The organism is Salmonella sp. 741265050_HSA, from assembly GCF_046569445.1.
Lineage (GTDB): Bacteria > Pseudomonadota > Gammaproteobacteria > Enterobacterales > Enterobacteriaceae > Salmonella > Salmonella enterica.
Genome location: NZ_JBKFSV010000006.1, coordinates 123,539 through 139,093, shown reverse-complemented (window position 1 = coordinate 139,093; position 15,555 = coordinate 123,539). Strand labels below are relative to the sequence as shown.

Here is a 15,555-nt window from a genome sequence, read left to right as displayed (position 1 = left end):
GGCCGGTTAATTTATGGCTGCGTCGGTGAGAGCGTCGGCCAGGTGGAGCTGGGTTTGTTGGGCGGATTGGAATGCTAAAGTTAAGGTTTCAAGGATTCCCATGAATATATCAACTGTTTTAACGATTCTTTTTTGCTCTTTTAATGGAGGTACAGGGAATAGAAATTTGCTTATTTCGCCAAGATATAAACAAGGTTGTGCTCCACCGCGTTTGTGCGAGTGAATCATAGATTGTAATAACTGAGAGTCCATAGCTATTTTTAAGAAATTTGGCTCAATAATTAATGGTTTTATTATTGCAACACTACGTACGAGTGCAAATTCAGAGTCGCCAGTAATTAATGATGATCTTCCTATTGTTCCGCCAACCGAAACGATTAATAGGTCACCTTTCTCAGGTAAGCATCTTTCACGGGATTTTATATAGCTAGACTCTGAAATATAGTCACAGTTTTCATAGTCTAAAAAACCATCGCGAATATTTTTGGCTGAAAGTAATTTATAACCTTCAGCAATGCGTGGTGGAGTTTTATGATCACCATCGGTAATCTTCGATGCAACATGATCTAATCTAGACCATTCCCACCCCTCAGGCAGCTCAAACGGTTTTTCCTCATCACTAATCGGCGGCAATGGTTTTTGCTTTTTAATTTTCCCGTCTTTCACCAATTGCGCTTTTTCCTGCGCAATACGTTTGAGCAGTTCAGAGGCTGGTTCGTCGTTCGGATCCTGCGGCACCAGTTTGCCCATCACCGCCAGTTGCAGAATGGTCTGTTTTAACGCGTCAATGCTGGCTTCGGTGATAAACAGCGTGTCGAAATGTTCGCTGATACGCGCCCAGTTTTCGGCCAGTTCATTGGCATTCTGGCTGTCGGTTAGCGTGGTTAGCAGGGTTTCAACCAGCTGTTGATGGGCGTCCAGACTGGTCAGGGAATGCTGTTCCAGTTGGTCGCAGAGGGACGTGAGTTTCTTAACGGTTTTAATTAACTTTAATTGTTCTTCTAATGGAGGGAGTGGTAATAATAAAGATTCCCACTTTCCTTTGTTAAGTATAGCAATTGTTGTACTTGACGATTTAGACCAAGCTAACGATTGGAAATATGCTGAAGATAAACAAAGAAATATAAATTCAGAATTCTCTATAAATGGTGTAACTGAATTTATTTGTTGGTTAAATGTACATGGTCGATTTACAACTTGGCACTTTCCTATTGTACCAATACAAACCATTAAGACTGAACCAGCCGGTGCAAGTCTTCCAAGCTCATTCGCACCTTGTATTGTTAAGCCTTCATCTTGGTAATCGACACCTTGAGAAGTGATATTTGCTGGTTTAATAAAAGGAATATCTTTCCCAAAATATTCAGGTTTAGATTTTGACGGAGTTCCTCCTGTTTGCGTAAATCCAAGATCACCTAACCGTACCCATTCCCACCCAATCGGCAGCTCAAACGGTTTCTCTTCCTCGCTAATCTCCGGCAGCGGCTTCTGTTTTTTAATTTTCCCCAGCTTCACCAGCTCGGCTTTTTCCGCCGCAATGCGTTTCAGCAGCTCGGACGCCGGTTCATCATTCGGATCCTGTGGCACCAGCTTGCCGCGCACCGCCAGCTCCAGAATCAGCTCGCGTAGCTTCTTGATGCCGTACAGGTCAATCTTACCCGAGCTGCCGCGCCCGGCGCTGGAGCGGGTTTGCAGCGCCGTGGTCCAGGTGTCGATATGGTCAACAATCAGTTTTTCCACCGCCATCAGTTGGCCTCCTTGCCGGAGAGCGCCGCGCCGAGAATATCGCGCAGCTGGTGGCGCAGGGTCTGGATTGCTTCCTGCTGCTTCGCGTACTGCGCCAGCAGTTCATCCGGATCGTGGCTGACGGTTTCCACCTGGTGCGGGTTCTTGATATCGAGGTTAAAGTTGCGGGCAATTATCTCGTCGATGCTGACCTTCCACGCCTGCTCGTTTTCGACGCGGCTGGCGAAGCCGTCGGCCTCGTTGCCCCACCAGTCGATCTCGGCCTGGAACTCGTCAAACTTCATCGGTTTGGTTTTGCTGTAGTTCTTCACGCCCGCCGGGTACGGGTGCTCGTAGAACCAGATGTCTTTGGTTGGCTGGCCTTTGGTAAAGAACAGCAGGTTGGTTTTGATCCCGGTGTACGGGTTAAACACGCCGTTCGGCAGACGCACGATGGTGTGCAGGTTGCACTCCTCGGTGAGCAGCTTTTTGATCTTGGTTTTCACGCCTTCGCCAAACAGCGTGCCGTCCGGCAGCACCACCGCCGCGCGGCCGTTTTTCGCCAGCACTTCAATAATCAGTTGCAGGAACAGATCCGCCGTTTCGCGGGTCTGCATTTCTGCCGGGAAATTCTTCTCGATGCCGTCTTCTTCGGTGCCGCCGAACGGTGGGTTGGTGATAATCACATCCATCTGCTCGTCCCAGGAGGAGAGCGGTTTGTTCAGCGTGTTATCGTGGCGGATCTGTACCGGCACTTCGATGCCGTGCAGCAGCATATTGGTGGTGCAAAGCAGATGCGGTAGCTGTTTCTTCTCCACGCCGTGGATCTGTCTTTGCAGGATCTGGTGGTCGGTGACCGTGTGCGCATAATGATTTTTAACATGATCAAACGCGCAGGCGAGGAAGCCGCCGGTGCCGCAGGCCGGATCCATAATCGATTCGCCGAGTTTCGGATCGACGCGCTCGACCATAAAACGGGTCACGGCGCGTGGGGTGTAGAATTCACCCGCGTTGCCTGCGGCCTGTAAATCCCGGAGGATCTGTTCGTAGATATCGCCGAACAGATGACGTTCGCTGGCGCGGGTAAAATCGATCTCGTTCAGCTTGTTGATCACCTGACGCAGCAGGGTACCGTTTTTCATATAGTTGTAGGCATCGCTGAACGCCTGCTTAACCACATAGCCGCGCGGGTTGATATCGATCTGCGCGGGCAGATCTTTTAGCGTCGGAAACAGGTCGTCGTTGACGAACGCCAGCAGTTTATCGCCGGTGATCCCTTCGTTATCGGCCGCCCAGTTGCGCCACAGGTAGCGCTCCGGCATCGGCAGCCTGTATTTTTCCTGCTCGATTTCCAGCGCCTGTTCCTGGGCGTCGAAGATCTTCAGGAACAATAACCAGGAGAGCTGACCCAGACGCTGTGCGTCGCCATCGACGCCTGCATCTTTGCGCATGATGTCTTGTAATGATTTGATAGCCGAGCTGATTGACATGGGGTCGTCCCTTTATAAAAAAACAAAGCCACCTGCGGCAGACGGGCCGCAGGTGGCGTAATCAGGATGTTCAGGCGGAGCGGGGAGGAAGCTGGTAAATTTCGCTTTCCAGGTCGCTCACTGCCTGCATATAGGTGCCTTTGTCACCAAAGCCGTCGGTGATGATCTCCTGCAGAGTGCCCATCTGGTCGAACGGTTTGAGCTTCAGCACCTGAATATTCTCGATTTCTTCCACGCCCGCATCGGCATATTTGTCCAGCAAATTGCTGAGTACAGTCTGCGCGGCATCGGAATATTTGGTGAAATAATTACGCTTGCGAACATTGTCTGCGCGCTCTTTGCGCGTGAGCGGCGGCTGACCATACACCACATGACAGAGCATGTCGAACGGGTCAAGATCTTTGCCGACCTCTTCCGCCAGAACATCCCAAAGGATACCCTGTAATTCAAGCTCTTTGATCACCGCCGCTTTGCGGTCAGCATCTTGCCATTTCCGGACAAAATCATCCAGTGAGGCGCACTCTTTGAGCACGGTTTTTCGGGTGTAATCTTTGAAGGATTCGGTGACCAGCCTGCCGTCGGCGTCGTAATACTGGACGCGTTGCGAGACCACGCCAACGGTGACGCCGTTAATGTGGAATTTACGGACCCGGTTGTCTTCCTCTTCCGGCAACGGGCCGGAGTCGTCCATCGGGCTGGTGGTGTAGGAGGCAGGATCTTCGTCTGCTCCGTTGATATCTTCGTCGGCAAAGACGTCAGGCGTTTCTTCCTCCAGCGTTTCGTTGAAGCCGGAGTCCGGGTCGGCAATGTCATCTGGCGTGGCTTCCATCACTTTTTCCGGGATACCGTCAAAGCGCTCGTCGGCAAACAGTTCAGTGGCCTTTTTGAAATCAAGAATGGTGAACCACAGCTTGCCGTAGTTTTCTTCGATGCGGGTACCCCGGCCAATGATCTGTTTAAATTTGGTCATCGAGCGGATGGTTTGGTCCAGCACGATCAGTTTGCAGGTCTTAACGTTTACGCCGGTAGTCATGAGTTCTGAGGTGGTCACAATCACCGGCCATTCTTTTTTCTTGTCGCTGAAATTCTGCAGCTGGCCTTTCCCTTCTTCGTCATCCCCGGTGATTTTCATCACATATTTATCGTTACGTTTTACCATCTCCGGGTTGAGGTTGATCAGCGCCCGGCGCATGCGTTCAGCATGCGGAATGTCTTCGCAAAACACGATGGTTTTATCCATCGGATTGGTGCGTTTGAGGTAATCGGTAATGGTTTTCGCCACCAGTTCAGTTCGCTCGTCGATGACCATCGTGCGGTCGAAATCTTTCTGGTTATAGATTCGGTCGTCAATCAGTTCACCGTTGAGGTCGCTCTGGCCGCGTACGGGCCGCCATCCCTGTAAATCAACATCAATATCGACGCGAACCACTTTGTAAGGGGCGAGAAATCCGTCCTCGATCCCTTCTTTCAACGAATAAGTGTAAATAGGATCGCCAAAGTAGTCGCTATTGGAGACCTCGTGAGTTTCCTTCGGCGTGGCGGTCATACCAATCTGGGTGGCGGAGCTGAAATAATCCAGAATTTCACGCCAGGCGCTGTCTTCAGAGGCGCTGCCGCGGTGGCATTCGTCGATGATAATCAGATCAAAGAAATCCGGCGAAACCTGCTTAAACGCTTTTTGATGCTCTTCATTGCCGGTTAACGCCTGATAGAGCGCAAGATGGATTTCGAAAGCGGGGTCGAGAGTGCGCCCGGTGATTTTGGTCATCGCGGAGCCGAAAGGCTGAAAGTCATCAAGTCGGGTCTGGTCAACAAGGACGTTTCGGTCTGCCAGGAACAGGATGCGTTTTTTAACGCCTGACTGCCATAAACGCCAGATGATGTGAAACGCCGTCAGCGTTTTACCGGTTCCCGTCGCCATCACCAGCAACAATCTGTTTTGCCCGTTAGACACAGCCTCCAGCGTTTTGTTGATGGCCTGAAGCTGGTAGTAGCGCAGCCGCTTTTCGCTGCCGTCGTTGTAATAGTCCTGGGTGACGATCGGCATTTGTGCAGCGGTGTAACCTTTCCACTGGCAGTATTTTTGCCACAATTCATCAGGCGTTGGGAATTCGTCGAGGGTAATTTCTCGCTCAATTGCGCCAGTTGCCGTTTTATCGTGGAAGATAAAGCCGTCGCCGTTAGAAGCAAATGCAAAGGGAACATCCAGTAGGTGGGCATAACCCAGCGCCTGCTGCATGCCTTTGCCGATTTCATGTTTATTGGCTTTAGCTTCGATCACCGCCAGCGGCATGTTTAATTTGTGGTAGAGCACGATATCGGCAGATTTCACCGTTCTACGCGCCGCGACTTTGCCGCGCACGATGACCTTACCGTCCCGGAGTTTGACCTCTTGTCTGATTTGCGTTGTGTCGTTCCAGCCAGCATCAAGGATGGCGGGCATAACGCGTTTGGTAATGATGTCTGCTTCCGTCAGGGTACTCAGGTTCAGGTCAGCCATTGGGGATTCTCATCGAATAGCGATGCGCAAATTCTACACACAAAATCAGATGAAATCATTACACTCTGTGTGCATTATTGGTGTTAAGTCTCTGTTTTAGATGAATTCGTGAATTCTGTACCCAACATATAAGGTTTTAATATGGAAGTTATTAAGATTTGGAGATCCTTTCTTAAACATTTTAAACAGAAAAAATTAGATTCTGCGGTGATTGTCTATGGCGTGATCGCAATCTATTTAATCCCCTATAAATTTCCTTTAAAAAGTTACCTGGTTGCATTTCTCTTTGTATCTGTTCTAATATTCTCTTTCACTCAAGTAAATCGAGTTAGGGAATATATCAGTTTCTTTGTACGCACAGACAATGATCATTTATTGACTCGGTTTGCTGGTATTCTATCGCTAACTGCATGGTCAATTTTTTTGCTTTTGTTGTTGTCTGCTAATGTGTTTGTCAACACCATAACGTATTGGTTAGCTATTTTATTTTCAGTCTCTATCCTCATTAGTAGCATTTTGACTATTTTAGATTTTGCCAGAAATAATACAGCAAAAACCTTTAAGATAATCGGCTTGGCGGTTACCGCATTTTCAGGTGTTTTTGCTTTTACTAGTAGTTACTCTGCCAGCATTTTCTGGCAAATCAGTAATCTGGAGCTATCCTCTTCTCCATGGTTAGAATATTGTTGGAAAGCCACCGCATTTCTTATGTTTTTCCTGTGGTTATCACAACCTATTTGCTATGGGCTATTTCTGCGTTACGGTGATAAAGCAAAAGGGTATCGAATTTTTACATTAACAGGAGCTTTTATTATGTCTATGTTTTTGTTTCTGCTTGTTCCTATGTTGATTGGTGATGTCGCTTATTTTGTACTAAAAAAGACCATCAACCATGAATGGCGCAATGAAGCAAAGTGCGGTGAATTGGAAGTGAAGAATAAAAACGAAAAATATTTTGGTTTTAATACTGATAAATATACTGTGTTTTATTCGGATAAAAATGATAAGTGGGGTTTCTATGAGATCACCTGCAAAAAAGGGAGCGACAGGAGAGATACTTATAGTGTGGAGCCTTTGCCGGAGTATAATATCCCCTCGTGGTTAAGGTAGTTTGTATTTATCATTATGTAGTGGTGCGCTGGTGGAAGATATAATATGGTAACGGTGAATAGAGAGTGCCATATCTGCTCTGAAGGCCATCATTCTGTGATGGCCTTGATGCGGGTTACTTCCTTAACCCCGCAAACGCCGCTCTGATCTCGTCTTCCGGCAACTGGATCCCGATAAACACTAGCGTGCTGTGCGGCGTTTCGTCGCCCCACGGTCTGTCCCAGTCGGCGCTGTAGAGACGCTGCACGCCCTGGAATAGCAGGCGGTTGGGTTCGCCGTCGATCCACAGCATCCCTTTGTAACGCAGCAGTTTATCCGCTGATTCCAGCAGCAGGTTTTCCATCACCCGCGAAACCTCGCTGATATCCACCGGGTAATCCAGTTCCACCACAATTGATGACACATCGTTCTGTTTATCGGCAATAAAGTGGAAACGCGGTTGGCTTGCCAGCACGTTCTCTTCCAGCATAAAGCCGCTGGTATTAAACAACTGACTCAGGTCAATATCGCCGTGTACCACGGTGTAAACCGGGGCGCGGGCGTTGATACGCGCCAGCCTCTCGCGCAGTTTCTCGCTGTCGCCTGCCACGTCGGTTTTGGTCAACAGAATGCGGTCGGCGTAGCCTATCTGCGACTGGGCGATGGTGAACTGGTTCATCTGCTCGTTAGCGTGCACCGCGTCGACCAGCGCAATCACGCCGTCTAACAGGTAGCGTTCGCATAATACGTCATGGGAGAAAAAGGTCTGAATAATCGGGCCGGGGTCGGCCATGCCGGTGCATTCAATCACCAGGCGGTCGAAAGCAATATCGCCGCGGTCGCGGCTGTCGAGCAGGTCTAATAGCGCATCTTCCAGCTCGTTGGAGCGGGTACAACAGATGCAGCCGTTAGTCAGGGTTTTGATCTGTGTGGCGCGATCGCCAATCAGTTGATCGTCAACGGAGACTTCGCCAAATTCGTTTTCGATAACGGCAATTTTAAAACCATGTTGTTCGTTGAGGATATGGCGTAGTAGGGTGGTTTTGCCGGCACCAAGAAAACCGGTAAGTAGGGTAACTGCAATCGGGGTCATAGTCTCTCCATTAACAACAGCGCATACCGCCTTTGCCATCGCCGCCGTAACGTGCTTGCTGACGTTCGCGGAAGAACTCTTCATAGGTCATGTACGGCTTGTCGGGATGGTTGGTTTTCATGTGCTCGACATAGTTGTCGTAGTCCGGAATACCAATCAACATTTTTGCCGCCTGGCCGAGATATTTTTTTGCCTGACCTAAAGTATCAAACATTCTGCCGTCCTGTTAATGAATAAAGCCGGATGGCGGCTTGCGCCTTATCCGGCCTACACTAGCCGGGATCGCTGTGCGCTACCCGGCATCAGTTTTAGTGGTGTGAAGAGATCTTCACGCCGCCTTCCGGCACGGGCACATACGGGGTTTCTTTGTCGGTACGTTTATCGCTGTTGCGTACCTTCATCCAGGTGGTGAAACCGTAGAAGATAATACTGTACACCACTACCAGGAACAGAATACTCAAACCAGCGTTAGTGTAGTTGTTCACCACGATATGGTTCATGTTGGCAATCTGCTGCTCGGTCAGGTTGGTGCCGTTGGCAATCTTCTCTTTATACAGGTTTGCCATGTAGAAGAAACCTTCCATCTGTGGGTTGGCGCTGAACAGTTTCAGGCCCAGTGCCCAGGTGGTGCAGATCAGCAGCCATACCGCCGGAATTACCGTCACCCAGATGTACTTGGTGCGCTGCATTTTGATCAGTACCACGGTGCTCAACACCAGCGCCACGGCGGCCAGCATCTGGTTAGAGATACCGAACAGCGGCCACAGGCTCTTCACGCCGCCCAGCGGGTCGACCACGCCCTGATACAGCAGATAGCCCCACAAACCGACGCAGCCTGCGGTACCGATGATACCCGCGACCAGAGAATCGGTTTTTTTCAGGAACGGGACGAAGTTACCCAGCAAATCCTGCAACATAAAGCGGCCGGAACGGGTACCCGCATCTAGCGCGGTCAGGATAAACAGCGCTTCGAACAGAATACCGAAGTGATACCAGAAGCCCATATCCGCCATCGGCAGGACTTTGTGGAACACGTGCGCGATACCTACTGCCAGCGTTGGCGCGCCGCCTGCGCGGTTCAATACTGACGGTTCACCGATATCTTTCGCCGTTTGCAGGATTTGTTCCGGGGAAATCACAAAGCCCCAGGAGCTGACGGTCGCCGCTGCATGTGCGGTAACGTCTTTCAACTGCGCCATAATCAGCGGCGCGTTCTCGCCGCCCATCTCGTGCAGGTTTGGCATGGTAATGCCCAGACCTGCCGGCGGGGTGTTCATCGCGAAGTAGAGACCCGGTTCAATGATCGAGGCCGCCACCAGCGCCATCACCGCAACAAAGGACTCCATCAGCATCGCGCCGTAGCCGATAAAACGCGCATCGGTCTCACAGGCCAGCAGTTTCGGCGTGGTACCGGAAGAGATGAGCGCGTGGAAGCCAGAGACGGCGCCACAGGCGATGGTGATGAACAGGAACGGGAACAGAGCGCCTTTCCACAGCGGGCCAGTACCGTCGACATACTGCGTCAATGCCGGCATTTTCAGTTCCGGGTTGAGGATCACAATCCCCAGCGCCAGACCGACGATCACGCCGATTTTCAGGAAGGTAGCGAGATAGTCGCGCGGGGCGAGGATCAGCCATACCGGCAGCAGCGCGGAAACAAAGGCGTAGCCGATCAGCGCGAAGGTAATGGTGGTGTCTTTAAAGGTCAGCGCCGGGCCCCAGTAAGGGTCGTGGGCAATCACGCCGCCGAAGTAAATAGACGCCACCAGCAGCACGATACCAATAACGGAGACTTCGCCTACGCGTCCCGGACGCAGGAAGCGCATGTAGATGCCCATAAACAGCGCAATCGGCACCGTTGAGCAGACGGTGAAGACGCCCCACGGGCTTTCGGCCAGCGCTTTAACCACGATTAATGCCAGCACCGCGAGGATGATGATCATGATTAAGAAGCAGCCGAACAGCGCGATGGTGCCTGGAACGGTACCCATCTCTTCTTTGATCATCTCGCCAAGAGAGGCGCCGTTACGGCGGGAAGAGATGAACAGCACCATAAAGTCCTGCACTGCGCCCGCGAGCACTACGCCCGCCAGCAGCCACAGCGTCCCCGGCAGATAGCCCATCTGCGCGGCCAATACCGGCCCGACCAGCGGACCTGCGCCGGCGATGGCGGCGAAGTGGTGACCAAACAGTACGTAGCGGTTAGTCGGCACGTAGTTCAGGCCGTCGTTATTGATAACCGCCGGCGTCGCGCGCGTCGGGTCGAGTTTCATGACCTTCTGGGCGATGTACAGGCTGTAGTAGCGGTAAGCCACCAGATAGACGGAAACGGAAGCGACCACGATCCACAGGGCGCTCACGTGTTCACCCCGACGTAGGGCAACAACCGAGAGGCAGAAAGCACCGATGATTCCGAGAATCACCCAGGGTATGTGCTTGAATATCTTTTTCGTATCCATAGTAAAACCTGGTTGTAAGTTTAATTATCAGCCGAAGCTGGGTGGATATTGAGTTCGTGTTTGAGGAGGTAGATTGACTGCTATGCTGAGAGGATCTTGCCAGATCATCGCGCGCGTAAAGTTAGGTAAATCAGTGAGTGGTTGTATGGCGGTTTAAGCGGTCGGACGTACCGGTAAGCGGTTTCGCAGAGGAGGGCGTGGGCTATTTTATGTGATTGAGATCACGATATAAAATGGGACGATCCTCGTTACGCGGGGCGTCATAACGACTTAACTGAGCTAATCGTGATATTAATGGCGCGCATCCCATAAAGTTTTCCCTTTCCAGGCCGAAAATTCTGTATCTGTCTAGCGGAAAGAGAAAACATGTTAAAGCGAATTAAAATTGTTACCAGCTTACTGCTGGTATTGGCGCTATTTGGCCTTTTACAACTGACATCCGGCGGGCTGTTCTTCAACTCGCTGAAGAATGACAAAGAAAACTTCACCGTATTGCAAACCATTCGTCAGCAGCAGTCTGCCCTGAATGCAACCTGGGTGGAGCTGTTGCAAACGCGTAATACCCTGAATCGCGCGGGTATCCGCTGGATGATGGACCAGAGCAATATTGGCAGCGGCGCAACTGTCGCTGAACTGATGCAGGGGGCGACCAATACGCTGAAGCTCACCGAAAAAAACTGGGCGCAGTATGAGGCGTTACCGCGCGATCCACGTCAGAGTGAAGCGGCTTTCCTTGAGATCAAACGAACCTATGATATCTACCACGGCGCGTTGGCGGAGCTTATTCAGCTTCTTGGCGCGGGTAAGATTAACGAGTTTTTTGATCAACCGACTCAAAGCTATCAGGACGCTTTTGAGAAGCAGTACATGGCCTATATGCAGCAAAACGATCGTCTGTACGATATTGCTGTTGAGGATAACAACAGTTCCTACAACCAGGCGATGTGGGTACTGGTCAGTGTGCTGATTGCCGTTCTGGTGGTCATTATCGCCGTCTGGTTCGGCATCAAACTGTCGCTTATCGCCCCGATGAATCGTCTGATTGAAAGTATTCGTCATATCGCCAGCGGCGATCTGGTGAAACGTATTGATGTGGAAGGCTCTAACGAAATGGGGCAGTTGGCTGAAAACCTGCGTCATATGCAAAGTGAACTGATGCGTACCGTTGGCGATGTACGTAACGGCGCGAATGCGATCTATAGCGGCGCCAGCGAGATTGCGATGGGCAACAACGATCTCTCTTCCCGTACTGAGCAGCAGGCAGCGTCTCTGGAAGAGACCGCCGCCAGTATGGAACAACTGACCGCGACCGTGAAACAGAACGCCGAAAACGCCCGTCAGGCCAGTCACCTGGCATTGAGCGCCTCTGAAACAGCGCAAAAAGGCGGCAAAGTGGTGGATAACGTCGTACAAACAATGCGCGATATCGCCTCCAGTTCGCAGAAAATCGCCGATATTATCAGCGTAATCGACGGTATTGCTTTCCAGACCAATATTCTGGCGCTGAATGCGGCGGTAGAAGCGGCGCGCGCAGGCGAGCAGGGACGCGGGTTCGCGGTGGTAGCCGGTGAAGTCCGTAATCTGGCCCAGCGTAGCGCGCAGGCGGCACGGGAGATCAAGAGTCTGATTGAGGATTCCGTGAGCCGTGTTGATGTGGGGTCGACGCTGGTCGAAAGCGCCGGTGAAACCATGGATGAGATCGTCAATGCAGTTACCCGCGTAACCGATATCATGGGCGAGATTGCCTCGGCGTCTGACGAGCAAAGCCGTGGTATCGACCAGGTGGGCCTGGCGGTAGCGGAGATGGATCGCGTAACGCAGCAGAACGCCTCGCTGGTGGAAGAGTCCGCCGCTGCGGCTGCGGCGCTGGAAGAGCAAGCCAGCCGTCTGACCCAGGCCGTCGCGGTGTTCCGTATTCAACAGCAACAGCAGCGTGCGCGTGATGTGGCAGCGGTAAAAACCCCGGCAGCCGTGTCGTCACCAAAGGCCGCTGTGGCCGACGGCAGCGATAATTGGGAAACGTTTTAAGGGCGTATGGTGAACAGTCGGCCTACAGATGATCGTAGGCCGGATGAGATGTTCACACTTTTGCCTGATGGCGCTTCGCTTATCAGGCCTGGCAGTCCGCGCAGGCCGATTTTAAACCAGCATCAGGCGCATGGCGCAGCGTGATTTATACGCCAGGCCGTGCGCCGCTTCCTCCTCTCTTTTCTGATATCGCGCGCTAATCCAACGTTGAGTGAAGGTGTGCGGTGATCCACAAAAAATGAATAAAGCAAGAGATTGCACGACAGGAGAGCCTTGTTTCGCGGCATCATAATTGCTGATGTGATAATCGTGAGAGGATACGATGCGCAAAGATGCCCTGCTTGCTTTCCTGATGAACCAAACGGATTTTTTTGATCCGGAAAATGTCAGTGAGGTGTTTACCGCGCGCTATCTGGCGAAGCGTTTTAATATGCAGCGCAATACCGCCAGCCATTATCTGAACCAACTGGTGGCGCAGGGCGTGCTCTGCAAAATCAATACCCGTCCCGTCTATTTCCTGCATAAGCAGGCATTTAGCCAACAGTTTTTTACCCTTTCGCGTAATGAATACGCCAGCGTCGCGGAGCTGTTAGCGCACGGGGAACAGGAGTGCGCGCCGGACGATCACTTTTCCCTGTTGATTGGCCATAACGAAAGCCTGAAGCGCCCGATTGAGCAACTGAAAACCGCGCTTTTTTATCCCGACGGCGGACTGCCGCTACTGATGACCGGCGAAAGCGGCACCGGGAAAAGTTATCTGGCGCAGCTCATGCACGAATATGCCATCGCCCAGGCGCTTCTGTCGCCGGATGCGCCATTTATCAGTTTTAATTGCGCCCAGTATGCGAGCAATCCCGAACTGCTGGCGGCGAATCTTTTTGGCTATGTGAAGGGCGCGTTTACCGGCGCGCAGAGCGACAGACCGGGCGCGTTCGAGGCGGCTGACGGCGGCATGTTATTTCTGGATGAAGTCCACCGGCTGAGCGCCGAAGGGCAGGAGAAGCTCTTTACCTGGCTCGATCGTGGTGAAATTTATCGGGTAGGCGACACCGCGCAGGGGCATCCGGTTTCGGTACGTTTGGTATTTGCGACGACCGAAGAGATACACAGTACCTTTCTGACGACATTTTTGCGGCGCATCCCGATTCAGGTCAACCTGCCGGATCTCCAGCACCGCAGCCGCCAGGAAAAAGAGGCGCTGATCTTACTGTTTTTCTGGACGGAGGCGAAAAAACTCTCGGCCACGCTTATCCTCAAACCGCGTTTGTTGCAGATCCTCAATCAGTATGTTTATCGCGGCAACGTCGGCGAACTGAAAAATGTGGTGAAGTATGCGGTGGCGACGGCATGGGCGAAAAAGCCTGGGCAGGAAACCGTTACCGTGTCGCTGCACGATCTGCCGGATGCCATGCTGTCGGCATTGCCGTCACTAAATGAATCGCTGGCGGACGACACGCCGGTGAGCATCTCGCCCGACACGAACCTGACCTGGCTGCTGCGCGCCCGCGACGAGATGCAGGGCATGATCCATGATACGCAGTGTCATGTGCTGGCGCTGTACGAGCTGGTACGTAGCGGGAAAGAGGGGTGGGAGACGGTACAAAAAAGAATGGGCGATGAAATTGAAGTTCTCTTCGATCGTCTGATTTTTACCGGCGACGATAATGTGCACTCCCAGCGGTTGCTGTTAATTACAAGCCAGGTGCGGGAAGAGTTTTATCGTCTGGAGAAGCGTTTCAATATGCAGCTTAACGGCAACTGTATTTACGCGCTTAGCCACTATTTAATCCATCGTACCGCACTGGCGCCTTCTCGTCTCAACAGCGAGCAGATCCGCCAACTGGACGCCTTCCTCGCCCAGAAATATCCGCTGCTGTACAGCTTCTGTTTACAAATTCTGGAGACGCTGGGCCAGAAGCTGGATCTGGAGCCGAGACGCATTGATATGCTGCTGCTGGCGCTTTGGCTGCATAAACAGGGGGCTAACAACCAAAAACAGGTGACGCATGCGGTGATTCTGGCGCACGGCTATGCCACCGCCAGCAGTATCGCCAACGTCGCCAACCGGTTACTGAAAAATACGATTTTTGAATCGTTCGATATGCCGTTGGACGTCACGCCGGAGGCGATAGCGCAGCAGGTGATGCGCTATCTGGAAGGGCACCCGCTCGCCTCTGGCCTGATGATTCTGGTGGATATGGGATCGCTCAAGGCCATTCATCGTCATTTTGATCGCGCGCTTTCCACGCCGGTGACGATTATCAACAACGTATCGACCAGCATGGCCCTGTATGTCGGGGAGCGTATTTTACAGGGGCATTTTATTGAAGAGATCGCCCGCGATATCGCCCGGGATGTGCCGGTCGAGTATCAGCTCTACTGGCCGAAAAGCAACAAACCGCGCGCCATACTGACCACCTGCGCGACCGGTATCGGTGTGGCGACTAATCTTTGCGCATTACTGAGCGCCAGTATTCCGCAGGCGCTGGAGATTGACGTCGTCGCCTGCGATTATGCGATGCTGGCGAGCAATAAAACCCAGGAGCCGGTATTTATGCGCTACGACGTACTGGCGATAGTCGGCACGCTGGATCCGCACATCGCCAGCGTGCCGTGGATTTCGCTCGACTCGCTGATCTCCGGCGAGGGGAATCACTATCTGATGCGGCTGTTTGGTTCGCTGACCACGCCGGAGCAGGTGGCGGAGATCAATAACCTGCTGCTGAAAAACTTCTCGCTCCGACGAGTGATCGAATCCGTCACCATCCTCGACACCAGCAAAGTCATCAACCACGTTGAGCAGTTTCTGCTGCGCTATGAGCATCTGGCGGGCGTTACCGTCTCGAATGAAAGAAAGGTGGCGCTCTATGTGCATATTAGTTGCCTGATTGAGCGTCTGATCCGCCATGCGGGCATTACTGCTTATAGTGGACAACAGTGTCCGGAACAGGAACTGAATCGGCTACGGGAAGCGTTTAGTGTCATTGAGAGTAACTACAGTGTCAAAATCCCCACCGCCGAGCTTGGCTATATCCATAATATTCTGACCTTCGAAACAGAACTTATCGAGCAAGATCAACAGTTTTAACGATTCCTCTCTGTTAACCCGCATCTTTTTTCGGCGCGCCACTTTTTCTGGCACGCCGCTTGCTCTCTTTTATCACAGTGGAA

General features: G+C 51.9%; 9 protein-coding genes and 1 pseudogene. 3 read left to right on the top strand and 7 right to left on the bottom strand.

Features of this window, described 5'->3' with window-relative positions; genetic code table 11:
• Nucleotides 1-6 precede the first annotated feature (6 nt).
• The 3 genes from ACLD4F_RS13485 to hsdR form a co-directional block, all read right to left on the bottom strand.
• Entirely contained in the window at nt 7-1,746 is a 1,740-nt protein-coding gene (locus tag ACLD4F_RS13485) for a restriction endonuclease subunit S (protein ID WP_023218595.1), read from the bottom strand.
• Nucleotides 1,746-3,215 carry an N-6 DNA methylase gene (locus tag ACLD4F_RS13480; RefSeq protein WP_411010887.1) on the bottom strand — a complete coding sequence of 490 codons (1,470 nt, stop codon included), beginning with the start codon at nt 3,213-3,215 and terminating at the stop codon, nt 1,746-1,748. Before ACLD4F_RS13480 ends, ACLD4F_RS13485 begins: the two co-directional genes overlap by 1 nt.
• A gap of 70 nt (nt 3,216-3,285) precedes the next feature.
• On the bottom strand, nt 3,286-5,715 hold the full coding sequence (hsdR, locus tag ACLD4F_RS13475) for an EcoAI/FtnUII family type I restriction enzme subunit R (RefSeq protein ID WP_411010886.1): 2,430 nt from the start codon (nt 5,713-5,715) through the stop codon (nt 3,286-3,288).
• A gap of 141 nt (nt 5,716-5,856) precedes the next feature.
• Between hsdR and ACLD4F_RS13470 the strand changes: the two genes are divergently transcribed.
• Nucleotides 5,857-6,825: a hypothetical protein gene (locus ACLD4F_RS13470; protein ID WP_080108422.1), complete on the top strand. Its 969-nt coding sequence runs from the start codon at nt 5,857-5,859 to the stop codon at nt 6,823-6,825.
• A 115-nt stretch (nt 6,826-6,940) separates the two neighbouring features.
• Here ACLD4F_RS13470 and yjiA read toward each other — a convergent pair whose 3' ends face one another.
• From yjiA to btsT, 3 genes are all read right to left on the bottom strand, one after another.
• Complete coding sequence (yjiA, locus tag ACLD4F_RS13465; protein ID WP_000187838.1) at nt 6,941-7,897, bottom strand: GTPase; 957 nt, start codon at nt 7,895-7,897, stop codon at nt 6,941-6,943.
• Nucleotides 7,898-7,907: 10 nt separating this feature from the next.
• Complete coding sequence (locus ACLD4F_RS13460; protein WP_000460616.1) at nt 7,908-8,111, bottom strand: YbdD/YjiX family protein; 204 nt, start codon at nt 8,109-8,111, stop codon at nt 7,908-7,910.
• Between the two features lie 94 nt (nt 8,112-8,205).
• A complete protein-coding gene (gene btsT, locus ACLD4F_RS13455) occupies nt 8,206-10,356 on the bottom strand; it encodes a pyruvate/proton symporter BtsT (RefSeq protein ID WP_000379929.1) in 2,151 nt (716 codons plus the stop codon).
• A 366-nt stretch (nt 10,357-10,722) separates the two neighbouring features.
• On the opposite strand from btsT, the gene tsr reads away from it, so the two are divergent.
• The gene (gene tsr / locus ACLD4F_RS13450; RefSeq protein WP_000919512.1) at nt 10,723-12,384 is read left to right on the top strand and encodes a methyl-accepting chemotaxis protein; all 1,662 of its coding nucleotides are present in this window, start codon (nt 10,723-10,725) and stop codon (nt 12,382-12,384) included.
• Nucleotides 12,385-12,495: 111 nt separating this feature from the next.
• On the opposite strand, the pseudogene ACLD4F_RS13445 reads toward tsr, so the two are convergent.
• Nucleotides 12,496-12,570 (bottom strand): annotated as a pseudogene (locus tag ACLD4F_RS13445) (GNAT family N-acetyltransferase); the annotation flags it as partial.
• Nucleotides 12,571-12,706: 136 nt separating this feature from the next.
• On the opposite strand from ACLD4F_RS13445, the gene ACLD4F_RS13440 reads away from it, so the two are divergent.
• Nucleotides 12,707-15,472, top strand: a complete 2,766-nt coding sequence (locus ACLD4F_RS13440) for a sigma 54-interacting transcriptional regulator (protein ID WP_411010885.1) — start codon at nt 12,707-12,709, stop codon at nt 15,470-15,472.
• The last annotated feature ends 83 nt before the right edge of the window (nt 15,473-15,555 follow it).